The 24,267-nt window shown below is 68.3% G+C and carries 25 protein-coding genes, 1 tRNA gene and 1 pseudogene; 6 read left to right on the top strand and 21 right to left on the bottom strand.

Going from position 1 to position 24,267, the window contains the following annotated elements:
• A partial coding sequence (locus tag RMO30_RS06900; protein WP_309711198.1) for a lyase family protein occupies positions 1–908 on the top strand: 908 nt, incomplete at its 5' end.
• 66 nt (positions 909–974) lie between these two features.
• A complete protein-coding gene (locus RMO30_RS06905; protein ID WP_309711200.1) occupies positions 975–1,379 on the top strand; it encodes an HNH endonuclease in 405 nt (134 codons plus the stop codon).
• Here RMO30_RS06905 and RMO30_RS06910 read toward each other — a convergent pair.
• The 4 genes from RMO30_RS06910 to RMO30_RS06925 all read right to left on the bottom strand — a co-directional run bounded on the left by RMO30_RS06910 (position 1,376) and on the right by RMO30_RS06925 (position 5,555).
• The gene (locus RMO30_RS06910) at positions 1,376–1,888 is read right to left on the bottom strand and encodes a prepilin peptidase (protein ID WP_309711203.1); all 513 of its coding nucleotides are present in this window, start codon (positions 1,886–1,888) and stop codon (positions 1,376–1,378) included. The two genes, RMO30_RS06905 and RMO30_RS06910, sit on opposite strands and share 4 nt — an antisense overlap.
• A gap of 86 nt (positions 1,889–1,974) precedes the next feature.
• A complete protein-coding gene (locus tag RMO30_RS06915; protein WP_309711206.1) occupies positions 1,975–3,333 on the bottom strand; it encodes a PhoH family protein in 1,359 nt (452 codons plus the stop codon).
• A 330-nt stretch (positions 3,334–3,663) separates the two neighbouring features.
• Positions 3,664–4,773 carry an aminotransferase class V-fold PLP-dependent enzyme gene (locus RMO30_RS06920; protein WP_309711208.1) on the bottom strand — a complete coding sequence of 370 codons (1,110 nt, stop codon included), beginning with the start codon at positions 4,771–4,773 and terminating at the stop codon, positions 3,664–3,666.
• Positions 4,770–5,555 (bottom strand): isoprenyl transferase, encoded by a 786-nt coding sequence (locus tag RMO30_RS06925; protein ID WP_309711210.1) that lies wholly within the window; start codon positions 5,553–5,555, stop codon positions 4,770–4,772. Before RMO30_RS06925 ends, RMO30_RS06920 begins: the two co-directional genes overlap by 4 nt.
• A gap of 60 nt (positions 5,556–5,615) precedes the next feature.
• Between RMO30_RS06925 and RMO30_RS06930 the strand changes: the two genes are divergently transcribed.
• Positions 5,616–6,335, top strand: a complete 720-nt coding sequence (locus RMO30_RS06930) for a hemolysin III family protein (RefSeq protein ID WP_309711213.1) — start codon at positions 5,616–5,618, stop codon at positions 6,333–6,335.
• A 58-nt stretch (positions 6,336–6,393) separates the two neighbouring features.
• On the opposite strand, the gene RMO30_RS06935 is transcribed toward RMO30_RS06930, so the two are convergent.
• Positions 6,394–6,618, bottom strand: a complete 225-nt coding sequence (locus tag RMO30_RS06935) for a hypothetical protein (protein WP_309711216.1) — start codon at positions 6,616–6,618, stop codon at positions 6,394–6,396.
• A 48-nt stretch (positions 6,619–6,666) separates the two neighbouring features.
• Between RMO30_RS06935 and RMO30_RS06940 the strand changes: the two genes are divergently transcribed.
• Both RMO30_RS06940 and greA read left to right on the top strand, forming a co-directional pair.
• The gene (locus tag RMO30_RS06940; RefSeq protein ID WP_309711219.1) at positions 6,667–7,065 is read left to right on the top strand and encodes a DUF4307 domain-containing protein; all 399 of its coding nucleotides are present in this window, start codon (positions 6,667–6,669) and stop codon (positions 7,063–7,065) included.
• 83 nt (positions 7,066–7,148) lie between these two features.
• Positions 7,149–7,640: a transcription elongation factor GreA gene (gene greA / locus RMO30_RS06945; protein ID WP_309711222.1), complete on the top strand. Its 492-nt coding sequence runs from the start codon at positions 7,149–7,151 to the stop codon at positions 7,638–7,640.
• A 9-nt stretch (positions 7,641–7,649) separates the two neighbouring features.
• Here greA and ilvA read toward each other — a convergent pair whose 3' ends face one another.
• Both ilvA and RMO30_RS06955 read right to left on the bottom strand, forming a co-directional pair.
• Positions 7,650–8,894: a threonine ammonia-lyase gene (gene ilvA / locus RMO30_RS06950; protein WP_309711224.1), complete on the bottom strand. Its 1,245-nt coding sequence runs from the start codon at positions 8,892–8,894 to the stop codon at positions 7,650–7,652.
• Positions 8,891–10,123, bottom strand: a complete 1,233-nt coding sequence (locus tag RMO30_RS06955; protein WP_309711227.1) for an AI-2E family transporter — start codon at positions 10,121–10,123, stop codon at positions 8,891–8,893. Before RMO30_RS06955 ends, ilvA begins: the two co-directional genes overlap by 4 nt.
• A gap of 81 nt (positions 10,124–10,204) precedes the next feature.
• Here RMO30_RS06955 and RMO30_RS06960 point away from each other — a divergent pair, with 81 nt between their 5' ends.
• Complete coding sequence (locus RMO30_RS06960) at positions 10,205–11,407, top strand: DNA glycosylase AlkZ-like family protein (protein ID WP_309711229.1); 1,203 nt, start codon at positions 10,205–10,207, stop codon at positions 11,405–11,407.
• A 103-nt stretch (positions 11,408–11,510) separates the two neighbouring features.
• On the opposite strand, the gene RMO30_RS06965 is transcribed toward RMO30_RS06960, so the two are convergent.
• From RMO30_RS06965 to eno, 14 genes and pseudogenes are all read right to left on the bottom strand, one after another.
• On the bottom strand, positions 11,511–12,395 hold the full coding sequence (locus tag RMO30_RS06965; protein WP_309711232.1) for a M48 family metallopeptidase: 885 nt from the start codon (positions 12,393–12,395) through the stop codon (positions 11,511–11,513).
• Positions 12,396–12,500: 105 nt separating this feature from the next.
• The gene (locus tag RMO30_RS06970) at positions 12,501–13,067 is read right to left on the bottom strand and encodes a LemA family protein (RefSeq protein ID WP_309711235.1); all 567 of its coding nucleotides are present in this window, start codon (positions 13,065–13,067) and stop codon (positions 12,501–12,503) included.
• Between the two features lie 20 nt (positions 13,068–13,087).
• Positions 13,088–14,473, bottom strand: coding sequence for a family 1 glycosylhydrolase (locus tag RMO30_RS06975; RefSeq protein ID WP_309711236.1), 1,386 nt, complete (start codon positions 14,471–14,473; stop codon positions 13,088–13,090).
• Positions 14,474–14,477: 4 nt separating this feature from the next.
• Entirely contained in the window at positions 14,478–15,881 is a 1,404-nt protein-coding gene (locus RMO30_RS06980; RefSeq protein WP_309711238.1) for a family 1 glycosylhydrolase, read from the bottom strand.
• 80 nt (positions 15,882–15,961) lie between these two features.
• The gene (locus RMO30_RS06985) at positions 15,962–17,281 is read right to left on the bottom strand and encodes a D-arabinono-1,4-lactone oxidase (RefSeq protein ID WP_309711240.1); all 1,320 of its coding nucleotides are present in this window, start codon (positions 17,279–17,281) and stop codon (positions 15,962–15,964) included.
• Positions 17,278–18,498: an alanine racemase gene (locus RMO30_RS06990; RefSeq protein WP_309711241.1), complete on the bottom strand. Its 1,221-nt coding sequence runs from the start codon at positions 18,496–18,498 to the stop codon at positions 17,278–17,280. Before RMO30_RS06990 ends, RMO30_RS06985 begins: the two co-directional genes overlap by 4 nt.
• A complete protein-coding gene (locus RMO30_RS06995; protein WP_309711243.1) occupies positions 18,495–19,757 on the bottom strand; it encodes an MFS transporter in 1,263 nt (420 codons plus the stop codon). The genes RMO30_RS06990 and RMO30_RS06995 overlap by 4 nt, the downstream gene beginning before the upstream one ends.
• Positions 19,754–20,368: a TetR family transcriptional regulator gene (locus tag RMO30_RS07000; protein WP_309711245.1), complete on the bottom strand. Its 615-nt coding sequence runs from the start codon at positions 20,366–20,368 to the stop codon at positions 19,754–19,756. Before RMO30_RS07000 ends, RMO30_RS06995 begins: the two co-directional genes overlap by 4 nt.
• Positions 20,369–20,545: 177 nt before the next feature.
• A tRNA-Leu gene (locus tag RMO30_RS07005) sits at positions 20,546–20,619 on the bottom strand.
• 50 nt (positions 20,620–20,669) lie between these two features.
• Entirely contained in the window at positions 20,670–21,992 is a 1,323-nt protein-coding gene (locus RMO30_RS07010) for an NAD(P)/FAD-dependent oxidoreductase (protein WP_309711247.1), read from the bottom strand.
• A 33-nt stretch (positions 21,993–22,025) separates the two neighbouring features.
• A pseudogene (locus RMO30_RS13120) lies at positions 22,026–22,256 on the bottom strand (peptidase S8); the annotation flags it as partial.
• Positions 22,257–22,283: 27 nt separating this feature from the next.
• Positions 22,284–22,823: a DUF501 domain-containing protein gene (locus RMO30_RS07015; RefSeq protein WP_309711253.1), complete on the bottom strand. Its 540-nt coding sequence runs from the start codon at positions 22,821–22,823 to the stop codon at positions 22,284–22,286.
• Positions 22,820–23,332: a septum formation initiator family protein gene (locus RMO30_RS07020; protein ID WP_309711249.1), complete on the bottom strand. Its 513-nt coding sequence runs from the start codon at positions 23,330–23,332 to the stop codon at positions 22,820–22,822. The genes RMO30_RS07015 and RMO30_RS07020 overlap by 4 nt, the downstream gene beginning before the upstream one ends.
• Positions 23,333–23,350: 18 nt before the next feature.
• Positions 23,351–24,267 (bottom strand): phosphopyruvate hydratase (gene eno, locus RMO30_RS07025; RefSeq protein WP_309711251.1); only part of this gene is annotated, 917 nt, incomplete at its 5' end.

The following is a 24,267-nucleotide window of genomic DNA, read 5'->3' on the forward strand; positions in this document are numbered from 1 at the left end:
TCGCGATCGCGCTCGAGGCGAAAGCCGACCTGTGGAAGGGCGTCGTGAAGTCGGGGCGCACCCACCTCATGGATGCCACCCCCGTCACCCTCGGCCAGGAGTTCGGCGGCTACGCGCGCCAGGTGCGGCTCGGGATCGAACGCATCCAGTCCGCCCTCCCCCGCGTCGCCGAAGTTCCGCTCGGCGGCACCGCGACCGGCACCGGTATCAACACGCCCGCCGGCTTCTCGGCGCGGGTGATCGAGGTCGTCGCCGAGACCTCGGGTCTTCCGATCACCGAGGCGCTCGACCACTTCGAGGCGCAGGGCGCGCGTGACGGGCTCGTCGAAGCATCCGGCGCGCTGCGCGTGATCGCGGTGTCGCTCACCAAGATCTGCAACGACCTGCGCTGGATGGGCTCGGGCCCGAACACCGGGCTCGCGGAACTGTCGATCCCCGACCTGCAGCCCGGGTCGTCGATCATGCCCGGCAAGGTCAACCCGGTGATCCCCGAAGCCGTCATCATGGTCGGCGCGCGGGTCATCGGCAACGACGCGACGATCGCCTGGGCCGGTGCGACCGGCAACTTCGAGTTGAACGTCGCCATCCCGGTCATGGGCACGGCGCTGCTGGAGTCGATCCGGCTGCTCACCAACAGCTCGGTTCTGCTCGCCGACAAAACCGTCGACGGCCTCGAGGCGAACGAGGAACGCGCTCGGGCGATGGCCGAATCGTCGCCGTCGATCGTGACCCCGCTCAACAAGTTCATCGGCTACGAGAACGCCGCGAAGATCGCCAAGCACTCGGTGAAGAACGGCCTCACGGTGCGCGAAGCGACGATCGACCTCGGGTTCGTCGAGCGCGGCGAGATCACCGAGGCCGACCTCGACAAGGCCCTCGACGTGTTGTCGATGACGCGCCCGGGCTGAGCCGGGTTTCGATACACCGCTGCGCGGCACTCAACCCGCGGGTGGCGCGCGCGGCATACTCGCGGCATGACGCTCGATCGGTCGCGTCGCGCGCGTGCTGCTCGAAAGCGGCGGCGACGGTTCCTCGCCGCCGACAACGACCTGACGCCCGCACAGTGGGCAGCGATCCGCGCGGCGTGGAGCGGCTGTGCGTACTGCGGCGATCCCGATATCGCCCTGCAGAAGGACTGCGTTCTGCCGCTCTCCCGTGGCGGTAGCTACACGGTCGAAAACGTCGTGCCCGCGTGCCGCTCCTGCAACGCCAGCAAGAGCAACGATGAGGTCACCGGATGGCTGCGTCGCAAGCGCCTCGACGAGCCCGCGTTCCTGCTCCGGTGGGCCGGCATCCTTGCCGTCTTGCGTTCCGAACTCTCGGAATCCGAGGGATTCGTCGACGTGTCGTTGACGAACACCCCCGCTGCCGAGAGTTAAAGCACCGCCGCGACGACCAGCGCGCCGAAGTAGCCGGCGAGCAGGAACGGACCGAACGGGATGCGGGCGCCTCGCCCACGCACGATGAGAACGACGAGGGCGACGACCCCGCCGAGCAGAAACGCGAGCAACGGGGATGTGAGCGCGACCGTCACCGTCGGGGAGGCGAGCCCGAGCACGGTGGCGAGTTTCACATCCCCCATCCCCATCCCACCGCCGAGCGCGAGCAGGAGGAGCGCCCCGCCGTAGGCGGCGGAGGCGACGAGTGGCACGACCGGCGGGTTGCCCGTCGTGACCCACGATCCCGCAGCGGCGAGTAGCCCGACAACGAGCCCCGGCACCACGAGACGGTTCGGCAGCCGATGCTCGGCCAGATCGATCCGCGACAGCTCCGGCGCGACCGCCGCGACGTAGATCGCGGGGATGGCGGCGACGACCGGTCCGATTGCCACCCAGGCGAGCATCCCGAACGCCAGGGTCAGCGGAAGCTGCCACCCGATCCGTCGCATGGCGCGATGGTAGCGACTGGACGGGCCGGGTGCCGCCACTCTTCCCCGGTGACGGCTCCCCGGCCCTAGACGCACACGCGAAAGCGCTACGCCAGCTCGTTGCCCTCGAGCATCTCCGTGACGAGCGCGGCGATCGCCGAGCGTTCGGAGCGGGTGAGGGTGATGTGGGCAAACAGCGGATGCCCCTTGAGCGTCTCGATGACGCTCGCCACCCCATCGTGGCGTCCGACCCGGAGGTTGTCGCGCTGGGCGACGTCGTGGGTGAGCACGACCCGGGAGTTCTGGCCGATCCTTGACAGGACCGTCAGCAACACGTTGCGTTCCAGCGACTGCGCCTCGTCGACGATCACGAAGGCGTCGTGCAACGAACGACCGCGGATGTGGGTGAGCGGCAGCACTTCGAGGATGCCGCGCTCCACCACCTCTTCGAGCACGTTCTCGCTCACGAGGGCACCGAGGGTGTCGAACACCGCCTGTCCCCAGGGGTTCATCTTCTCCCCCTGGTCGCCGGGCAGATAGCCCAGCTCCTGACCGCCGACGGCGTACAAGGGTCGGAACACCATGATCTTGCGGTGCTGCTGCTTCTCGAGCACCGCCTCGAGACCCGCGCACAGAGCGAGCGCCGATTTCCCGGTGCCCGCACGACCGCCAAGCGAGACGATCCCGATCTCGGGGTCGAGCAGCAGGTCGATCGCGAGCCGCTGTTCGGCGCTGCGTCCGTGCAGGCCGAAGACATCCCGATCGCCGCGCACCAGGCGGAACTCGCCCTTGCCGCTCACCCGCCCCAGCGCCGAGCCGCGCTCGGAATGCACAACGAGGCTCGTGTTAATCGGAAGGTCGGCGACCTGCCGCGACGAGATCGCCTCGTTGTCGTAGAGGTCGGCCATCTGTTCGGCCGAGAGGTCGACATCCGCCATCCCGGTGTAGCCGGAATCCACAGCCAGTTCGGCCTTGTACTCCTCGGCCGTGAGACCGACGGACGCCGCCTTGACGCGCATCGGCAGGTCTTTCGACACGACGGTGACATCGAGCCCGTCGTTGGCGAGGTTCATCGCGACGGCGAGGATGCGGGAGTCGTTGTCACCCAACTGCAGGCCCGACGGTAGAACCGACTGGTTCGAGTGGTTCAACTCGACCCGGAGGCTGCCGCCATCTTCAGTAGCGATGGGGAAGTCGAGCCGCTCGTGCTGCCGGCGCAGCTCATCCAGATTGCGGAGCGCTTGCCGCGCGAAGTAGCCGATCTCCGGGTCGTTGCGTTTGGCTTCGAGTTCGGTCACGACGACGACAGGCAGCACGACGGCGTGCTCCGCGAACCGGAAGATGGCCTTGGGATCGCTCAGCAGAACCGAGGTATCGAGAACGAATGTCCGCTCCCCCTGCTTCGGTTTTCCACCTCCGCTCTTCGCGTTGGTGGACTTCTGCTGGGGCTTGTCGAGCGCGGGCACTCCCACTCCATCCCCGGGGATGTCTCCCCCGGCTGGTGTTACGTGGCGGCCACTTCAACTCGGAACGAACTTACGTGGCCGCTCCGACCAGGCGCCGTGCCTGATGTCTCGAAGCTAACCCCGCGCGTGTGACGCGCGCGTTTCGACACGCCCCCTCCGCGTTTCAGGCGTGTGAACGTTCAGGATGCCGTGGAGCGAGCCAGCCGGGCAACTTGCCGTTTTCAGGAAGGTGTGAAAGCAGAGTTGCTGATGTCTACTTTCGTGACCTCACACCGATACATCCGCCACTCCAGCCACACCGATTCCTGAAAACGGAAAGTCGCTTGAAACTCAAATCGTGGTGGCGAACGACACGAGGGCTGCGCGCAGCATCGAGAACGTCTCATCCTCGACGGTCGCGTGGGCGGAGAGCCGCACAGAGGTGTCGCGAACTGTCGCCGTGACGCCGTGGTTGTGCAGCGACGCGGCGAGCACCGTGAGGTGTTCGGGCAGCGGCTCGAGCACGACGATTCCCGCTCGTTCCGCTTCGGCGCGGGGCGAGACCACCGGCAGTGCGTACTCGTCGGCGAGGTCGATGAGGCGGGACACGTTCCGCGTGATCTCTGCGTGGAGGGTCGGGATACCGACGGCCGCGACCTCCTCAAGGGCGGCGGCGAAGCGACCGGCAGCGATGGGATCGGGGTAGCTGATCTGGTACGCGGCGGCACTGGGCAGCGGGTCGGTGACCGCGTCGTAGCCCCCGTCTTCGGCGCCGGCGAGTCCCGACCAGACCGGGGTGAGGTGGTCGCGGGCGCGGTCGCTCACCGCGAGGAAACCCGTTCCGGCGCCGGCCCGTGCCCACTTCTGCCCGCCTGCGGCGACGACGTCGGCCACCTCGAAGGGCGCGTCGACCACGCCGAACGCCTGGGCGGCATCCACGATCAGCAGCCGGTCACCGATCACCTGTCGGATGCCGTCGAGGTCGACGAGGTAGCCGGTGCGGTAGTCGACCAAGCTCACGGCGACCGCGACGACGGATGAGGTGAGCTGGTCGCGGAGGTTGCCCGGGGTGACCCGGCCATCCTCCGTCTCGAGCCAGAGCGGGGCGAGCACCCCGAGAGTCGAGGCCGCCCTGGTGACGCCGAACGTCAGCGATGGGAACTCCGTCGGCGCCAGCGCGACCCCGCCGGTGATGCCGAACATCGTGTGCATGAGCCCCTGCGTGGTCCCCGGCTGGAACACCACCTGGTCGGGCCGGAACCCACCGAGCGCGGCCACCGCATCCTTCAACCGGTCGTGCTGCGTCGCCAGCACCTCGAGCGAGCCGAATCGGGCGTGCTCGAGCACGCTGCTGAGCGCCGTCTGCTCCTCGAGCGCGGCGCGGCCCATCGGGGCGACGCGGGCGTAGTCGAGATACCCCGGCTCCTCGTCGAAACGGTCCTGGTAGTCGGACAGATTCATGCGCCGAACCTCCGATCCCGTGTCGCGTAGGCGCGCAGGGCGCGCAGAAAATCGACTTCGCGCAGATCGGGCCCCAGCGATTCGAGGAAGTAGAACTCGCTGTGCGCGCTCTGCCAGATCATGAAATCCGACAGCCGCTGCTCACCCGACGTGCGGATGATGAGGTCGGGATCGGGCTGACCCTGCGTGTAGAGGTGGTCGGCGATCAGTTCCGGGGTAAGGATCGCGGCGAGATCGTCGATCGTGCCCCCGCCCTTGCCGTGGCTGCGCACGATGCTGCGCATGGCATCCGCGATCTCCCGCCGCCCGCCGTAGCCGATCGCCAGGTTGACGTGCAAGCCGCCATTGCCCGCCGTGCGCTCTTCGGCTCCGCGCAGCACATCGGTGAGCGACTGCGGCAACCCGTCGGTCGTGCCGACATGCTGGATGCGCCAGTCGGCCGCCCGCGACAGGTCGTCGGCGAGGTCGGCGATGATCTCGAAGAGCTGCTTGAGCTCGTCGGCGTCGCGACCCGTGAGGTTGTCGGTGGACAGCAGATAGATGGTGACCATCCGGATGCCGAGGGAGTCGCACCAGCCGAGGAACTCGCGCATCTTCGCAGCCCCCGCGCGGTGCCCGTGGGCTGCCGTCTCGAGGGCTTGCTCCCGAGCCCACCGGCGGTTGCCATCGATGATCATGGCGACGTGATGGGGTCGCGGGAGGTCGCTGAGCTGATTGCGCAGCCGGGCCGAGTAGAGCCCATACAAGAGACCCCGACCGGAGGAGCCCTTCCGTTGTGGCACCTGACTAAGGTAGTCGACCACTCCCAGGGTCTTCGCCCGGCATCGTCATAAACTCACGCCATGGCTGCACCGCGCTCCGAGGTCGAGGACGACATCCCGAACATCCCGCTCCTCGATGACGCGATCGACCACCCCGATGTCGAGGGAAAGCCGACCTGGCGCGGCTGGATCCACGCCGTCACCGCGCCGCTCGCCGTCGCCGCCGGAATCGTGCTCATCGTGGTCGCCAATGGCGCCGCGGCGAAAGCCAGCGCGGCGATCTTCATGGCGTCGTCGATCCTGTTGTTCGGGGTTTCGGCGGTCTACCACCGGTTCAACTGGAGCCCCCGCGTCAAAGCGGTGTTCCGTCGGCTCGACCACGCGAACATCTTCATCCTCATCGCCGGCACCTACACGCCGCTCGCGATCAACGCCCTGCCGTTCGGCAAGGGCGTCGTGCTGCTCATCGCCGTCTGGGCGGGCGCGCTGCTCGGTATCGTCTTCCGGGTCTTCTGGGTGCACGCCCCGCGCTGGTCATACGTGCCGCTCTACATCGGACTCGGCTGGGCGGCGGTGCTGTACGCCGTCGACCTGGTGCAGTTCAACGCCGTCGCGATGCTGTTCGTGCTCATCGGCGGCCTCTCGTACACCGCGGGCGCGCTGTTCTACGGCTTCAAGCGCCCCAACCCGTGGCCCGGTCGCTTCGGCTTCCACGAGCTGTTCCACACCTGCACCGTGATCGCGTTCCTGTGCCACTGGCTGGCGATCCTGCTCATCGTGCGGGAACCGCTCGGGTGGTGACGGGTGAAATATCCCAGATGGGATATTTCACGGCGTGAATGCTCCCATTTGGGAGCATTCAGTCCTTGTCGTCGTCGGCGGCGGCCTCTTCGGCATCCAGTCGCTCATTGACCGCCGCGCGGTGGTTGATCCGGCGGATGCGGCGCACCATGTCGATCACGAGCAGCACGACCACGACGGCGAGGGCGAAGGTCAGGGCGAACCCGACGACCCCTGGAGTGACGAGGTTGGGATCGAGTTCCTCGCCGGGTGGGGGCGTCGACGCCCAGAGCGTGTGGAGCAAAGGGGCCTCCCGGTCCGAATAGCCTGGTTCCAGGGTAACGGAGGCGAGATGACAGACTCTGCGGTCGCGGAGCGGTACGGGCGCACCCCGGCCGACTTCCGACGACGGGCCACCCTCGCGATCATCGCGGCCGCGAGTGTGCTGGTCGTCGTCGTCGCGTGGGTCGTCTGGGTCGGGTTGTTCAGCCCGACCGCGACCCTCGAGACCCGCGACACCGGATATCTGACGCGCGACGACTCGACGGTCGACATCCGCTTCGAAGTCACCACCGAACCGGGCACGCCGGTGTCGTGCGCGCTCCAAGCGCTCAACGATCAGTTCGGGATCGTCGGCTGGAAGGTCGTCGACCTGCCCCCGGGCGACGACCGCACCCGCGCGTTCGTTGAGAACGTACGGGTAACCGAGACCGCTGTCACCGGGTTGATCTACCGTTGCTGGCTGACCTAGCATGGTCCGACTGCCCGGCTTCGGCCGGGCACTCGCTTTAGGTCGGGACTGAATCCCGACACCCATCCCGCAAGGAGCATCCGATGCCCGACACCGCTGCTACGACGTGGCTGACGCAGGAGTCTTACGACCGGCTGAGTGCCGAGCTCGCTGAGCTTGAGGGTCCCGCGCGCCTCGACATCGCGAAGAAGATCGAGATGGCGCGTGACGAGGGCGACCTCAAGGAGAACGGCGGGTACCACGCCGCCAAAGATGAGCAGGGCAAGATCGAGGCGCGCATCCGTCAGCTCACTCAACTACTGCGGCAAGCCACCGTCGGTGAGCCCCCGGCCGCGTCGGGCGTCGTCGAGATCGGCACCGTCGTGACCGCGAAGATCGCCGGCGACCCCACCACGTTCTTGCTCGGCAGCCGGGAGATCGCGGACGACTCCAGCGACCTCGACGTCTACCCGGCGACAAGCGCGCTCGGTGAGGCGATCCTCGGCCTGAAGGTGGGCGAGAAGACCACCTACACGGCACCTTCGGGTAAAGAGATCGCCGTCGAGGTGGTGAAGGTCGAAACCTACCGAGGCTGACCCGAGGCTCTAGGTCGTAACGCGCGGACGGTAGCCGGCGTCACGGAGCCGCGTGAGCACGAGTTCGGCGTGCGTCGGGCCGCGGGTCTCCATGTGGATCTCGATACCGACTTCGCTGATCATGAGACCGGCGCCGTGGCGGGTGTGCAATACCTCGACGACGTTCGCGTTGGCTTCGGAGATGATCTCGGCGATGCGGGCGAGCTGTCCCGGCCGGTCGGGCAACGGGATGTCGACCTTGAGGTATCGCTGATCCGCCGCGAGACCGCGGCCGATGACGCGCTCCATGACCATCGGGTCGATGTTGCCGCCCGAGAGCACGACCACAGTCGGACCCTCAACCTCGACGACCCCGGAGAGCAACGCGGCCACACCGACCGCTCCGGCCGGCTCGACGACGAGCTTCGCGCGTTCGAGGAGCACGACGAGGGCACGGGCGATGTCGTCGTCGCTCACGGTCACGACATCGTCGACGGTTTGGCGGATGATCTCGAAGTTGAGGGTGCCCGGGCGGGCGACCGCTATGCCGTCGGCGATCGTCGGGCCGATGGTGATGGGGATGATCTCCCCGGCGGCGAGCGACGGCACGTAGGGTGCGGCGTTGTGCGCCTGCACGCCGACCACGCGGATGTTGCGCTCGGGCGCTGCGTGGGCGACCGCGGAGGCGAGTCCCGAGATGAGCCCGCCGCCGCCGATCGGCACGACGATGGTGCCGACGTCGGGCAACTGGTCGAGGATCTCGAGCCCGAGGGTGCCTTGGCCCGCGATGACGTCGTGGTGGTCGAACGGCGGGATGAAGATCGCGCCAGTGCTTGCGGCGAAGGCCTGTGCAGCGGCGTTGGTGTCGTCGAAGATGTCGCCCTCGAGTACGACTTCTGCGCCGTACCCGCGGGTCGCCTGCAGCTTCGGCAGCGCGACCCCGGTGGGCATGTAGATCGTGGCGGTGATCCCCAGTTCGCGCGCGGCGAGCGCGACGCCCTGTGCGTGGTTTCCGGCTGACGCCGCGACGACGCCGCGGCTGCGCTCCTCGGCGGTGAGCTGGGAGAGCCGGTTGTAGGCACCCCGGATCTTGTACGACCCGGTGCGTTGGAGGTTCTCCGCCTTGAGGAAGATGGGCACTCCGGCAATGTCGGAGAGGAACCGCGACACCTCCATCGGCGTCGTCTGGACGACCGCCGCAACCCGCTCGCGGGCAGCAATGAATTCATCGAGGGTCGGGCCCGGGAGAGTCGACCGATCCAGCTCAGCCCTCACGACGTTGCCCCCGCACGACGCCGCCTCGGCAGCACGATCGGCGACGTCACGTCGGCGACGCTCGGATGCGGGTTGGTGCGCCAGTCGCCGCGGGCGATGTAGCCGACCATGACGTTGAGCACGGCGACGAGCGGTACCGCGAACAGCGCACCCGGGATGCCGGCGACGAAGCCGCCGGTCGCGACCGCGAGCACCACGGCTACCGGGTGCACCTTGACGGCAGCCCCGACGAGAAGCGGTTGCAACACGTGCCCCTCGAGCTGTTGCACGAGGATCACGATGCCGAGCATGATGAGCGCCGGTACCGGCCCGAGGTAGACGAGCGCGACGAAGACTGCCAGCCCGCCCGACACGACGGCACCGACGACCGGGACGAATGACGCGAGGAACACCGCGATAGCGATCGGGATGACCAGCGGGAACCCGCCGTAGAACAGCCCGAGGATGAATGCTCCGAGCCCGATGCCGACCGCGTCGATCGCCGCCACGAAGATCTGTACCCGCACGAAGGTCGACAGAGTCAACCAGCCGGCCTCGCCGGCGCCCATGATCGCGGGGCGCGCGCGCGACGGGAACACCTTGACGAGCCAGTTCCAGATGCCGCGACCGTCGATGAGAATGAACAGGGTCACGAACAGCGCAAGGAGCGTGCCCGCCAGAATGTGCCCGCCGAGCGAAGCCAGGTCGAGACCCTGCTCGACGAGGGCGCTCGTGTCGTCGCTGATCGACGTGATGAGGCCGTCGAAGTAGCCCTCGATGTCTGCCTCACTGAGCTGCAGCGGCGAGAGCAGCAGAATCTCCTTGAGCTCCTCGTACTTCGCCATCGTCTGCGCCTGCAGGTCGGGAAGACCGCTCCGCACCTGGATGACGACCACGGTGATCAGCCCGGCGATCACCGCGACGAGAGCCAGTTCGTTGACCGTGACGGCGAGCCACTTCGGCCAGCCCTTGCGCTGCAGCCAGTTCGAGAACGGCACCAGGAGGGCCGCGAGCAGGAGGGCGACGAAGAACGGGATCGCGACGAGTCGCAGTTGCACAATGAGGAACCCGACGAGGGCGATGACCGCTGCCACGACGAGGATGCGCCACGACCAGGCGGCCGCGATGCGCATGCCGGGGGCGACGTGGTCGTCGGCCGTCACCGAGGTCGGCTCGGCTGGCACCGCGGCGGCCCGGTGCGCGCGTGCGGGCGGTGCGGGGCGGGCAGCAGGGTCTTCAGCTCGGGCCACCCGTTCAGTCTAGGCATTCAGGCGAATACGCCAGGTGGGCGCCCGCCCGCGGTGTCTGGGGCGGTCGCTAGGGTCGAAGTCGTGCCTCAGACGATCTCGGCGGCGAGCGCGCGCCGCATTGCTCTGGCAGCGCAGGGGTTCGGCGTCCCGCGACCCGCAAGTGTCGGCACCCGGCAGCTCAACGTGCTGATGGAGCGTCTCGGCGTCCTCCAGATCGACTCGGTCAATGTGTTCGAGCGCAGCCACTACCTCCCGGTTGTTGCGAGGCTCGGGCCGTACGACAAGACGCTGCTCGACAAGCTCACGCTGCGCCCGAAGGCGCCCTACCTTGAGTACTGGGCGCACGTCGCGACGTTTGTGCCGCGCGACGATTGGCCCTTGTGGAAGTGGCGGATGGCGCGCATGCGCGACAAGTACACGAAACCGGGCGGCTGGGTCGACTCGCATCCGCAGATGATCCGCTTCGTGCTCGACGAGCTGCGGGCAAACGGCCCGATGGCGGCAAGCGAGATCGAGCACGACGAGAATGTGCGCCGAGGTCCCTGGTGGGGTCTTTCCGACATCAAGGAGGCGCTCGAGTACCTGTTCGTGTTCGGCGACGTGGTGACGGCGGGGCGCAAGGGCTTCGAGCGCGTCTACGCCCTCCCCGAACAGATTCTGTCGCCCGCACTCCTCGAAGCCGAGGTGCCCGTCGACGACGCCCAGCGCGAGCTCGTGCGCCGGGCGGTGCGCGCGCACGGCATCGGCACCGCGAAGGACATCGCCGACTACTACCGGCTGTATGTCGCCACCGCGACCCGACTGCTGAACGAGTTGGCCGATGCCGGCGAGGTGCAGCAGGTGAGCGTCGACGGCTGGAAGGCACCCGGCTTTCTCGCGACGGATGCCCGCATCCCGCGTCGGATCGAGGCAGCGGCCCTGCTCTCGCCATTCGACCCCGTCGTCTGGGAACGCGACCGCGCCGAGCGGATGTTCGGCTTCCACTACCGCATCGAGATCTACACGCCCGCCCCGAAACGGGTTTACGGGTACTACACGCTGCCCGCGCTCGTCGACGAGCAGATCGTCGGCCGCATCGACCTCAAGAGCGACCGGCAGGCCGGGGTGCTGCGGGTGCAGTCGGCGTGGCGCGAGCCTCTCGCACCCGCCGGAGTGGAAGAGCGGCTGGTGCCGGTCCTGCGCGATATCGCCGCCTGGCAGGGGCTCGGTGACATCCTCGTGGTCGACCGCGGCGACCTCGCCCGCGACCTCGCGGCCGCGCTCGGACTGCCGCTGGTTGAGTAGCCGCGTCAGCGGCGTATCGAAACCGGATACGACGAACGTCGGTTTCGATACACCGCGCTGCGCGCGGCACTCAACCCGCGGGATCGCGGGAGGGCGGATCTGGCTAGAACTTGGTGGCGTTACCGCGGAGGCGGGCGACCCGGTCGGGGATCGGCGGGTGGGTCGAGAACAGCCTCGCGAGGAAGCCCGGGCGGTTCGGGTCGGAGATCCACAGGTGCGACATCGACGTGTTGGTGCGGGCTACCGGACGGCCGTAGGCGGCTAGCTTCTCGAGTGCCGAGGCGAGCGCCTCCGGGTGCCGCGTCGTGAGCGCGCCCGTGGCATCCGCGAGGTATTCGCGCTGCCGTGACACGGCGGCCTGCACGACCCCCGCGACGATCGGGGCGAGGATCGCGGCGATGATGCCGATCGCCAGGAACACGAGGGCTGCCGGTCCGCCATTGTCGCGTCCACGACCGCCCCAGAAGATCATCCGGAAGATGATGTCGGCGATCAGGCCGATCGCGATCACCAGCCCGAAGACGATGAGCGAGACCCGGATGTCGTAGTTCTTGACGTGACCCATCTCGTGGGCCATCACGCCTTCGAGCTCAGGGTCGGTCATGATCTCGAGCAGTCCGGTGGTCGCCGCGACGACGGCGTGCTCGGGATCGCGCCCCGTCGCAAAGGCGTTCGGCGCCGGGTCGTTGATGATGTACACCTTCGGCATCGGCATGCCCTCGGTGATCGAGAGGTTCTCGACGATGCGGTAGAGCCGCGGCTCGTCGCGCTTCTCGATCTGGTGCGCTCCCGAGAGCGCGAGCGTCTGACGCGTCGCCATGAAGTACTGGAAGATCGCGTACGCCGCCGCGATCACGATCGTGATGATCGAAATCGTCCAGTCACCGTAGATGAAGGTCGGGATCAGGCTGAGCGCAGCGATGATCACCATGAACAAAATGATGATCAGGATGGTGTTGCGCTTGTTCTTCGCGATCGCGGAGTACATGGTTCAGCTCGAGTTCGTCGCAGGTGTGGGTTTCGGCACGCGTCCGCCAGTGCGGACGCTACTCAACCTTGATGCGGGCGGGCGCCCTGTGGGCGTCCGCTCGAATCAAAATTGAACCTTCGGCGGCTCCGCGATGGCCGACGGCTCGTCGACCTCGAAGAACTCGCGCTCGATGAAGCCGAGGCCACGCACGAACAACGTGTTCGGGAAGACCTTGATCTTGGTGTTCAGCTCGCGCACGCCACCGTTGTAGAACCGGCGCGACGCCTGGATCTTGTCTTCGGTGTCGACCAGTTCACCCTGGAGCTGGAGGAAGTTCTGGTTGGCCTGCAGCTGCGGGTACGCCTCGGCGACCGCGAAGAGGCTCTTGAGCGCCTGCTGGAAGTGGTTTTCCGCGGCGCCAGCCTCGGCCGGAGTCGAGGCGTTGACCGTCTCGGACCGTGCCTTGGTGACGTTCTCGAAGACCTGCTTCTCGTGGGCCGCGTAGCCCTTGACCGCTTCGATGAGGTTCGGGATGAGGTCGGCACGACGCTTGAGCTGCACCGTGATGTCGCTCCACGCCTCGTCGACGCGAACGTTGAGTCGAACCAGGCCGTTGTAGGTCGCCCAGAGGTAGCCGCCGACGATGACGACCAGCAGAACGATCACGCCGATGACGATGAAGATTTCCATGCCCGTCATCATAGGGCGGATCAGCGCTTCCGGGCAGCCAGAACGCTGCGATACCAGTCGAACGACGACTTCGGTCGCCGCTCTTGCGTCTCGGGGTCGACGGCAACGAGCCCGAACTTCTGGGTATAGCCGGCGGCCCACTCGAAGTTGTCGAGGAGCGACCAGACGAAGTAGCCCTCGACCTCGACCCCGGGCACGTCGTGGGTCACGGCGCGGATGTGGGTCTCGAGATAGTCGATGCGCTCGTCGTCGTCGACGCTGCCGTCGGGCTGGGGACGGTCGGGGTAGCTCGCGCCACCCTCGGTGAAGATCAGCGGCGGCAGACGTCCGCCATAGCGGTCGGCGAACTGTCCCAGCAGAACGGGGAGCTGGTCGGGCGAGTCGGGCCAGCCGAATCCCGTCACGTCGTACTCGGGCCACGGTTCGAGCCGCAGCGGGAGGTCGAGCATCGCCTTGGAGTGCCCGTCGTGCGTACCGACCTTCACGTGCGGCGGGCCGGCGGCCACCCGGCTCGGGAAGTAGTACTGCACCCCGTAGAAGTCGATCGGCTCCCGGATGATCTTCGTGTCGCCCCAGTGCGGCAGCGCGGCGAGACGCAGGCCGAGCCCGATGAGCCCCGGGGGGCGTTTCCCGCGCAGCACCGGATCGGCGAATACGCGGTTGCTGAGGATGTCGAAGTTGCGCGCCGCGAACCGGTCTTGCCACTTCGAGGTCGCCGCGAAGACCGGGGTGTGCGCATTCGAGATGCCGATGCGACCGGTCACCGGAACCTCGCGCAGTGCCCGCACGGCCAACCCGTGGGCGAGGAGCAGGTGGTGAGCCGCGCGGGCGCCCGCGACCCAGAGGGCCTTGCCCGGCGAGTGAACGTCGAGCGTGTAACCCTCCAAAGCAAGCGTGGCGGGCTCGTTGACGGTCACCCAGTCCGCGACCCGGTCGCCGAATGCCTTCCCGGCGATGCGCACGTAGTCGGCGAACCGGTACGCGGTGTCGCGCTTCGTCCAGCCACCGGCTTCATCGATCTCGAGCGGGGTGTCCCAGTGGTAGAGGGTCGCCATCGGCCGGATGCCGGCGGCGAGCAGCTCGTCGAGCAACCGGTCATAGAAGTCGATGCCCCGCGGGTCTCCAGGGCCGACACCGCCTGGCTGTACGCGCGGCCACGAGATCGAGAACCGGTAGGCGTCGACACCGAGGTCTTTCAGCAGCGCCACGTCTTCCGGCATCCGGTGGTAGTGGTCGGCGGCGACGAGCGCGTTCGACCCGTCGAGGATGACGCCGGGATCGGAGGCGAAGTGGTCCCAACCCGCGGGACCGCGCTCGTCCGCTCCGCCTTCGATCTGGTACGCCGACGTGCTGACCCCGAGCAGGAATCCCGGCGGCAGCATCGCCGCGAGTTCCTCGGGTGTCATGTCCCTAGCTTGGCTGAACAGTCGACTCGAGCCCGACATCTTGACGCGCCCGGGCATCCTGTACCGCGCGGAACCAGCGGTACGAACTCTTCGGCGTGCGCGCCAGGGTCTCGGTGTCGAGGTGCACCATCCCGAAGCGCTGGGTAAACCCGGCCGCCCATTCCCAGTTGTCGACGAACGTCCATACGAAGTACGCGTCGACCTCGGGTCGCGCAGCGGCGACGGCGACGTGCCGGGCGAGATAGTCGACCCGTGCGGCGTCATCCACCGTGCCATCGGGGCCCACCTCGTCCGGGAAGCTCGCGCCGCCTTCGGTGATCTGGATGCGGGGCAACCGGTCGCCGTAGCGCGCAACGAGCCCGTCGATCAGCACCCCGAGGGAGTCGGGCGCGATCGGCCAGTCGAAGCCGGTGACCGGATGCTCGGGGTACTTCTCCAGCCGGAAGGGCACGTCCTTCATCGCCTCGGTGTCGCCGTCGGGGGTGTGGCCGTGCGGGTCGGCCCCGGCCGCGATGCGCGACGGGAAGTAGTAGTTGAGCCCGTAGAAGTCGAGGGGGCGGGAGATGACCGCGCGGTCACGGCCGAGGCGGGAGAGGATGCGCAGCCCGAGTCGCTCGACGCCTTTCGCACCGTACGGCAGCTCGGCATCCCGCCCGAGGAGCACCGGGTCGGCGAACAGCCGGTTGTGCACGAAGTCGAAGAGATCGGCGGCAGCCGCGTCATCAGGCGACGGGCTGGCGGGCTCGACCGGGGTGTGCACGTTGGTGATTCCGATGCGGCCGGCCACCGGCACGGCACGCAGCGCGTCGACCGCGAGGCCGTGCGCGAGCAGGAGGTGGCGCACCGCGCGGATGGCGCCGAACAGCTTCGCGCGGCCCGGCGCATGTACGCCGAGGGCGTAGCCGTCGAGGATGACCGTCGTCGGCTCGTTGAGGGTGATCCAGTCGGCGACCCGATCGCCGAACGCCTGGCCTGCCGCACTCGCGAAGTCGGCGAACCGCTTCGCGGTGTCGCGCCGCAGCCAGCCGCCGCGCTCCTCGAGGGGCGCCGGGGTGTCCCAGTGGAACAGCGTCACGACCGGGCGGATGCCCGCCTCCAGCAACCCATCGATGACCCGGTCGTAGTACGCGACGGCTTTCCTGTTCACCGGACCACGCCCGTCGGGCATCAGCCGCGACCAGGACAGCGAAAACCGGGACGCGTCGATGCGGGCCTCCCGCATGAGCGCGAGATCCTCGTCGAAGCGGTGGTAGGCATCCGTCGTCACCGCGGGCGTCGAGCCGTCGCGGATGGTGCCCGGTAGCGCGGCGAAGATGTCCCAGGTCGACGGCGTGCGCCCGTCTTCGTCGGCAGCGCCCTCGATCTGCGCTGCGGCCGACGCGACGCCGAACACGAATTCGGGTCGCATGAGCGCCGCGAGGGTTGCGACATCCCGAAATGGACCATGCCCGCCGTGAGATATCCCATTTGGGATATCTGGAGGAGTGCTCACGGGCCGAGCACCCGGTCGAGGTAGCGGTTGGCGAAACGGCGATCGGGGTCGAGTTCGTTGCGCACCCCGAGGAAGTCGTCGAAGCGCGGGTAGGCGGGGCGGAGGTCATCGGCGGTGCGAAAGTGCATCTTGCCCCAGTGCGGTCGGCCATCGTAGGTGCGCATGAGGGCATCGAACGCGCGGAAGTACTCGGAGGGGTCGTCGCGGAAGTACCGGTGCACCGCGATGTAGGCGCTCGGCCGAGCGTAGGCGGTCGACATCCAGTTCTCATCGGGCGCGGCCGCGCGCACTTCGACCGGGAACGAGATGCGCCATCCGTTGCGTTCCACGAGGCCGCGCACGTCGCGGAGCGCCTGCGGAAGCGCCTCGAGTGGGATCGCGTACTCGCTCTCCCGGAAACGCACCAGCCGCGGCGAGGTGAAGATGTCGTACGACGGTGCGGTGATCTCGCGATCACCGTAGGCCTTCGTCGAGAGCCGGTTGAGCGCGGGCACGAGCGGCGCGATCGCGTGCCCGAGACCTTGGGATGCCCGCAGCGCCTCGTTCTGGAGCAAGCGTTCCTCGACCCAGTTGCCGAAGCGACCCGTCGGCCGGAACGCGGTGTCGCCGGGCAGCCGGGTGTTGACCTTTGTCATGGCGATTGCGGTGTGTGGCCACCAGTAGAACTCGAAATGATCGGCTGCGCTCACGCGTTCCTCCCACGAGTCGAGCACCTCGTCCAGCGGCGCCGGATGCTCGACCGCGCGGATCAGGAACTCCGGAACGCACTGCACTTCCACCTCAACCAGGATGCCGAGCGCGCCGAGCCCGAGCCGCACCGCCGGCAGCAGCTCGGGTCGGTGGGATGCGTCAACGCGCACCACCTCGCCGGTTCCGGTCACCAGCGTGACGGCGGTCAGTTGCGCGGCGAGACCGGCGAAACCGAGCCCGGTGCCGTGCGTGCCCGTCGAGGTCGCGCCGGCGATCGTCTGCCGGTCGATGTCGCCCATGTTCTGCAGGGCGAGGCCGTGGGGCTTCAGCAGCTCGGGCAGCTCCCAGAGGTGGGTTCCCGCGGCGAGCCGCACTCGCCCGCGGGCGGCGTCGACGCCGAGGAGTCCGCGCAGATGGGTGAGGTCGACGAGCACGCCCGGGGTCGCCGCGATGTCAGTGAAACTGTGACCCGCGCCGACGGCCTTGACCGCCAACCCCCGCTCGGCGGCGGCCCGAACCACGGCGACCACCTCGTCCACGCTCGAGGGCCGCGCGAGGTGCGCCGGTGACGCCGCAGCCGACCGACCCCAGTTGCGCCAGCGGGGGCCGGGTTGCAGCAGGGTCACAAGAACACTTTCCCCTCACCGCGGTAGGTCGGCAACTCCCCCGTCAGGGCGCCGTTCTCGACCAGGGCGAAAGCAGCGAGGTGCTCGCTCAACTCGCCGGCCTTCGTGTGACGCAGCCACACGCGGTCACCGATCGCGAGGGTGTCGGCGGCGGCCCCGACGAGCGGGGTCTGCACCTCACCAGCGGACTCCCGCGCGATCATCTTCAGCCCGGCAGGCCAGGCGATCTTCGGCACCCGATCGGGCCGGGGCGGGCCCGAGGCGACCCATCCGCCGCCCAGCAGCGTTGCGATGCCGTCGGTGGGTCGCCGAACGACGTCGAGCGCGAATGACGCCGCCGGTGCCGGATGGAAGTGCGCGTAGCCGTCGAAGAGGTGCGGGCCGAAGAGCCCCGAACCGGCGGCGACCTCGGTGACCGAACCGTCGGCGTGAGTCGACTCGATCGATCCGGTGCCGCCGCCGTTGACGAACTCGAGATCGACGACGTCGCGCACCCGCCGGACGGCCTCGCCGCGGCGTCGGCGTAGCTCTCGAGCCGATGCGCGCTGCATCGCGCGGATCGCGGCCTTGCGCGGCCCGGCGTTGGTCACCCCCGCGATCTGCGCCTCGTACGCCATCATCCCGACCAGCCGGAACCCGCGCCGCGCGACGATCGCCTCCGCGAGGGCCTCGGCCTGCTCGGGTGTGAACACCGGCGAACGGCGCACCCCGATATGCCCGAGGGTGCGCGAGCGATACGACGCATCCAGCTCGAGAGCCACGCGGATGACGGCGCGCTTGGCCGGCGCGGCCACGGCATCCACGAGGTCGAGCTGCGCGACGTCATCGACCATGATCGTCACCCGGGAAGCGAGATTCTGGTCGGCGGCAAGCCGTGCGAGCGCCCCACGATCGGCCGACGGGTAGCCGACCACGACGTCGTCGTAGGTTTCGGCGAGCCAGAGCGCCTCCGGAAGGGAGTAGGCGAGGATGCCGCGGTAGCCGGGAAGGGCAAGCACGGCATCCAGCACTCCCCGCACGCGCACCGACTTGCTCGCCACCCGGATCGGCAGGCCCGCCGCCCGGTCGAGCAGATCGAACGCGTTCGACGCGAGGGCCTCCACCGCGATGACCCCGACCGGCGCATTGAGGTCGTGCGTCGCGGCGGTGAGCGCGGGCCACCAGTCCTGGGGATCGTCCCAGGGCGCGCTCGTCTGGGGCTTCAGGTTCAGAGTCATCGCACGGCTTTCACGGGCAGCACCGCGAGGGCGCCGAGGATCGTGGCGACCGCCGAGATGACGAATAGACCGGTGAATCCGGCGACCACCGCGACGATCCACGCCCCGAGCAGCGGAGCGACAGCCTGCGGCACCGTCGTTGCGATGTTCATGATGCCCAGATCCTTGCCGCGAGTCGCTGCGTTGGGGAGCACCTGGGTTGCGAGCGCCTGGTCGACGGAGAGGAATGCGCCGTACCCGATGCCGAGCAGCGCGCCGGCGATGATGGCGATCGAGAAGTCGGGCACGAACGCGAGCAGCCCCGCGGCGACCGCCTGGAAGAGCGCCGACACCACGACGAACGGCTTGCGGCGCCCAACCCTGTCAGACCACCGGCCGAGCAACAGCGACGACAGGATGATGAACACCACATAGACCAGGCTGAGCATGATGAGGTCGCCGGTCGGATCGTCGCGGCCCAGTCCGTGGGCGAGGAAGAAGAACAGCAGCGTGGTCCCCAGCGCGTTGCCGACGTTCACCAGGATGCGGCTGAGCAGAGTCCAGCCGAAGTCGGGGTAGGTGCGCGGGCTGATCCAGAATCCGGCTAGGAGGGAACGCGGCGACAACGGAGGCCGGTCTTCCTTCGCCAGGCGCGCGTCGGGCGCGAGAACCAGGAACGGGATCACGAGAACGACGACGACCCCCGCCATCACGAGGTAGCCCGTGACGGTGTCGAGCCCCAACCCGTCGATCAGCACGAGCCCGAGCACGAGCCCGATCGCTTGTGGCGCCGCGATCCATCCCGAGATGATGCCGCGCTGATCCACCGGCACCTGGTCTGAGATCGTCGCGGTCAGGGCGGCGGTGAGGATGCAGAAGCCGATGATCGCGAGCGTCCAAAAGACCCCCATCCCCACGAATGTGGTCTGCAGGCCGAGCAGTCCGAGCGAGACGGCGAACAGGAGCGTTCCGGCCATGATCCAGGGCTTGCGACGCCCGAGGCGCGACGTCGTGCGATCGGACAGCGCGCCCGCGAGTGGGTAGACCATGAGCGCAAACGCGCCGGCGATCCCCGACATGATGCCGAAGGCGACAACTCCCTCTACCCAGTCGGCGCTCTCGCGGATGGCCTCGATCTGTGCGGGCATCTGCAGTTGGACGGGAGTGAGCTGCGCCATCCAGATGCCGAGCCAGGCGGTCGCGAAAGCTGCAACCCACCGCCCAGGAACCCGCGTCACGGGCTCGGCGAGCGGGCTCAACTTCTGCGTGGTGTCGGTCACGAGTTCTCCTTGATGAGCGGGATTGCGTGGGCGGCGATGGCGTCGGCGGCGAGATCGAGGAGGCGCTCGGCGGCGACGTCGTCACGAGTGGCGAGCCAGGCGAGGGTCGCACCGTCGCTGAGCGCGACGGCGAGGGTCGCGAGATCGGGGATCGGCACGTTCCAGCGCACGCGGTAGCGCGCGGCGCCGGCCTCGAGCAGGCGGGCAGCGAGACCGCGGTAGACCCCGTACTGCGCGACCGGGAAGTCGTCGAGCGTCGGCGTGCGCAGCGCGTAATGCGTCAGTTCGAACATCGCCTGCTGGCGCGCGGGGTCGGCTCGCAGAATGTCGAAGTTCGAGCCCAGGACCCCGCGGATGGCGCTGCGGATGTCGCGGGCGTCGAGTTCGAGGGTGCTGAACGCCGCTGAGTCCTGACTACCGACGACGAGCTCGACGACGTCGCGCAGGAGCTCATCGCGCGACGCGACGGCGTAGTGGAACGACGCCAGCGGCATCCCGGCTTCGGCCACGATCGCGCGCGTTGTCGCCGCGTGAACGCCGTCGCGCGCGATGACGGCGAGTGCAGCTTGCGCGAGCGCCTCGCGACGGTCGGTCGCCGCCATGCGTGCCATCCCGCACCACCCTTCAGCACCAAACCGGAAAGTGGGTCAAGCGTCCCAGACGAGTGTCCCAAAGGTCAAGGCCGGCGAGCTTTCTTGCGCTCAGCACCGCTCCACGACGACTCGCGAATCTGCACCCGCGCTGGACGGCGTGTCGGACAGAGCCGGTGCCGTGCGGGCGATTGGGAGTGCCCTCGCTGGGATTCGAACCCAGACTGAAGCGATTTTAAGTCGCCTGCCTCTGCCGATTGGGCTACGAGGGCCTGCGGTCGAGGGTACGCGTGAGGCGGGTTGCTCGGGGGCTGGTTGGCGTCTACACCTTCGGGCGAACGGCCCAGGCTTCGAAGGCGGCACGCGGGGTATCCCGGGCGGGGATCGCGACCAGGTCGCGGCGGAACAAGAAGTTGATGATCCAGTTGCCGAAGACCCGGGCCTTGCGCTCCCACATCGGCATCGCGAAGCCGTGGTAGCCGCGATGCGCGAGCCAGGCGAGGAACCCCTTGAGGGCGAATGGGCCGGATTGGAAGACGCCGTAGTAGAGACCGATACCAGCGACGGCGCCGAGGTTTTTGTGGCGGTACTCGCGCGGCTTCTCGCCCCGGATGTCGGCGACCAGGTTCTTCGCGAGCAGCTTGCCCTGGCGCACGGCGTGCTGGGCGTTCGGCACGGTGAATCCGCCGACGCCCTGGTTCGGGATCAGGTCGGGAACTGCGGCGACGTCGCCAGCGCCCCAGGCATCGGGTACGACGCCGGTGTCGGAGACCACGCGCAGGTCGGCCTGAACGCGCAGGCGACCGCGCTCCTCGGCCGGGAGGTCGGTGCTGCGCATCACGGGGTTCGCCATGACGCCGGCGGTCCACATGATCGTGTCGGAGTAGAACGACTCCCCGGTGGAGAGTTCGATCTTGCCGTCGACGGCGCTCGCGAGCTGGGTGTCGAGGTGAACGGTCGCGGCACGCTGTGCGAGGTTCTTGAGCACCCAGTGGCTCGTCTTGAGCGACACCTCGGGCATGATGCGGCCCATCGCTTCGATGAGGTGGAAGTGGGTGTCGTCGATCGTGAGATTCTGGTGCTGCCGCAGGAGGGCCGACGCGTAGGAGCGCAGCTCTCCGAACAGTTCGATGCCGGCGAAACCTCCGCCGACGACGACGAAGGTCAGCAGGCGGTCGCGGTCAGCGCCGGCAGGCAGATTGGATGCCTTGGCGAAGCAGTCGGCGACGCGGTCGCGGATCGCGACAGCCTCCTCGATGTTCTTGAGCCCGATCGCCTCGTCCGCGAGGCCCGGGATGGGGAAGGTGCGGGTGACGGCGCCGGCGGTGACGACGATCGTGTCGTAGTCGACATCCCACGGATCGCCGGCCGCGGGCGTGACCGTCACCTTCTTTGCGGCGTGGTCGATCTTGCTGACGCTCGCGGTGATGATCGTCGTCTTCTTGAGATGCCTGCGGTGCGAGACGACCGCGTGACGCGGCTCGATCGTTCCGGCCGCGACCTCGGGGAGGAACGGCTGATAGGTCATGTACGGCAGCGGGTCGACGACCGTGACCTGAGCCTCTCCGCGGGCAAGGTGCTTCTGCAGCTTCTTGGCCGTGTAGAAGCCGGCATAGCCACCGCCGACGATCAGTATTTTGCGCACGTTAGAAAGACTCCTCGCTGGACTGTCACCAATCTACCGCGAACGCGGGGGCCGGAATCCCCGCACCGCCCCGACGACAAGCCCCCTGCTCCGAACGCCATGAACCCCACGGCGAACACCGGCGCTCGGACCAGCTGGAGGTCGGCAAGACCCGGCATTGATCACGTTCGAGGCGTCGAGTTCGGGATGCGCCGCCCGCACGAGTGCGACCACCCCCGCCACGATCGGGGTCGCTCCGCCCGTGCCCGCCCAGGTGACATACCGGCCGTTCGGGGTGACGCCGACGAGTCATCAAGCCTCCGTCACCGCCGACGACCCCGCCGCAGCGCCCGGCGCGGCACACTCGCAACGTGCGGACGACCAGGTGCAGAGCTCGAGCGCGCGGTCGCCGATCGGGTTGACGCCGGGACCCGCCGCCAGGGCGTGCCCGGCGAGGGCGTGTAGGCACTTCACCCGGTCGGGCATCCCGCCCGCCGAGAAGCCGGCGATCTCGTCGACGATGTCGATGGCATCCCGGTCAGCCAGGTAGCTCGCGTGCGCCGCGCGGTAGGCACCCGCCACACCTTCGTCGCGCAGGTCGGACGCCAGCTCCGCCATGACCCCGGTGGCCTCGAGGGTAGAGATCGCCGCCGTCGCCGCCGGGTGCGACAGGTAGTAGAGCGTCGGGAACGGGGTGCCGTCGGGCAGCCGCGGCGACGTCGCGACGACGGTCGGGTTTCCACACACGCAGCGCGCCGCAATGCCGATGACGCCGCGCGCCGGACGACCGAGCTGGGCAGAAACGACCGCAATCTCGGCGGCGGTCGGAGTGGGGAACGGAGGACGCATCAGCCGCCCTGCTGCGGACTCTCGAGCTGTTCCGGCGTCGCGTCGGTCAAGCCGGCCTGGTAGACGGTCGAGAGCAGAGCGCGCACCCAGTCGACCTGCGTCGTTTGGATCTCGTCGCTAATCGGCAGGCCGCCCTCATTGAGCCCCGTGTCGTCGTCGCCGATCACGAGGAACGTGATGTCGCCCGGGTACACGTAGTACAGCCGGTCACGGGCTTGGGCCTCGATGTAAGCGGGGTCGCTCCAGCGGTCGATCTCCGCCTCGAGGTCGTCGACCTCCGCCTGGGCCAGAGCTACCGACTCTTCGAGGGCCGCGATCTGTTGACGCTGCTCGACGAAAGTCTTCAGGCCCGGCGCCAGCACCACGAGGGCGGCGACAACGAGCAACAGCATCGAGAGCGCGAACCCCGACAGCCGGAAGTTGCGCAACCAGGCTGCAGCGCGTGGTTCCTCGGGCATGGCAACAGGCACCTTCCGCGTGCGCTCACGCGTCGGTCGTTGTACCTGGGCCATGCTCCGAGGTTACGTCGCTCAGCCCTTCGCGCGCGGGAAGGCCGAGCGGCCGGCGTAGACGGCGGCATCGCCCAGCTCTTCTTCGATGCGCAGCAACTGGTTGTACTTCGCGACGCGGTCGGATCGGGCGGGGGCGCCGGTCTTGATCTGGCCCGAGTCGGTCGCGACCGCGAGGTCGGCGATCGTGGTGTCTTCGGTCTCACCGGAGCGGTGGGACAGAATCGCGGTGTAGCCGGCGCGCTGGGCGAGAGCCACGGCATCCAAGGTCTCGGTGAGGGTACCGATCTGGTTGACCTTCACCAGGATCGAGTTCGCGACCTTCAGGTCGAGACCCTTCTGCAGGCGCACCGGGTTGGTGACGAACAGGTCATCGCCGACGACCTGCACCTTGTCGCCGATCAGCGACGTCAGGTGCACGTAGCCGTCCCAGTCGTCTTCGGCGAGCGGGTCTTCGATGGTGGCGAGCGGGTAGTCGGCGACCAGCCCGGCCCAGAACTCGGTGAGCTGCTCGCCGGTGAGCTTCTGCTTCTCGAAGGTGTAGACGCCGTCGGCGAAGAACTCGGTCGCCGCAACGTCGAGGCCGAGCACGAAGTCCTTGCCCGCCGAGAACCCGGCGGTGCCGATCGCTTCGAGGATGAAGTCGAGCGCAGCGCGAGCACCGGCGAGGTCGGGCGCGAATCCGCCCTCATCCCCGAGCCCGGTCGGCAGCCCGTTCTTCTTCAACAGGCTCTTGAGCGCGTGATACACCTCCACACCCTCGCGGAGGGCCTCGGAGTACGTGTCCGCGCCGATCGGGACGATCATGAATTCCTGGATGTCCAGGCCGGTGTCCGCGTGCGCGCCACCGTTGATGATGTTCATCAGCGGCACCGGCAAGGTCAGGGCGCCGACCCCGCCGAGGTAGCGATAGAGCGGCAGCTCGTGGGCATCGGCGG

The organism is Pseudolysinimonas sp. (genome assembly GCF_031389465.1).
Taxonomy (GTDB): domain Bacteria; phylum Actinomycetota; class Actinomycetes; order Actinomycetales; family Microbacteriaceae; genus Pseudolysinimonas_A.

Coding starts and splice junctions, on each gene's coding strand:
- RMO30_RS06965 (WP_309711232.1), bottom strand. CDS start 12,395: ATGTACTCCGCGATCGCGAAGAACAAGCGCAACACCATCCTGATCATC.
- RMO30_RS06905 (WP_309711200.1), top strand. CDS start 975: ATGACGCTCGATCGGTCGCGTCGCGCGCGTGCTGCTCGAAAGCGGCGG.
- RMO30_RS07000 (WP_309711245.1), bottom strand. CDS start 20,368: ATGGCACGCATGGCGGCGACCGACCGTCGCGAGGCGCTCGCGCAAGCT.
- RMO30_RS06940 (WP_309711219.1), top strand. CDS start 6,667: ATGACAGACTCTGCGGTCGCGGAGCGGTACGGGCGCACCCCGGCCGAC.
- RMO30_RS07020 (WP_309711249.1), bottom strand. CDS start 23,332: ATGGCCCAGGTACAACGACCGACGCGTGAGCGCACGCGGAAGGTGCCT.
- RMO30_RS06990 (WP_309711241.1), bottom strand. CDS start 18,498: ATGACTCTGAACCTGAAGCCCCAGACGAGCGCGCCCTGGGACGATCCC.
- RMO30_RS06930 (WP_309711213.1), top strand. CDS start 5,616: ATGGCTGCACCGCGCTCCGAGGTCGAGGACGACATCCCGAACATCCCG.
- RMO30_RS06910 (WP_309711203.1), bottom strand. CDS start 1,888: ATGCGACGGATCGGGTGGCAGCTTCCGCTGACCCTGGCGTTCGGGATG.
- RMO30_RS06975 (WP_309711236.1), bottom strand. CDS start 14,473: ATGACACCCGAGGAACTCGCGGCGATGCTGCCGCCGGGATTCCTGCTC.
- greA (WP_309711222.1), top strand. CDS start 7,149: ATGCCCGACACCGCTGCTACGACGTGGCTGACGCAGGAGTCTTACGAC.
- RMO30_RS06920 (WP_309711208.1), bottom strand. CDS start 4,773: ATGAATCTGTCCGACTACCAGGACCGTTTCGACGAGGAGCCGGGGTAT.
- RMO30_RS06980 (WP_309711238.1), bottom strand. CDS start 15,881: ATGCGACCCGAATTCGTGTTCGGCGTCGCGTCGGCCGCAGCGCAGATC.
- RMO30_RS06970 (WP_309711235.1), bottom strand. CDS start 13,067: ATGGAAATCTTCATCGTCATCGGCGTGATCGTTCTGCTGGTCGTCATC.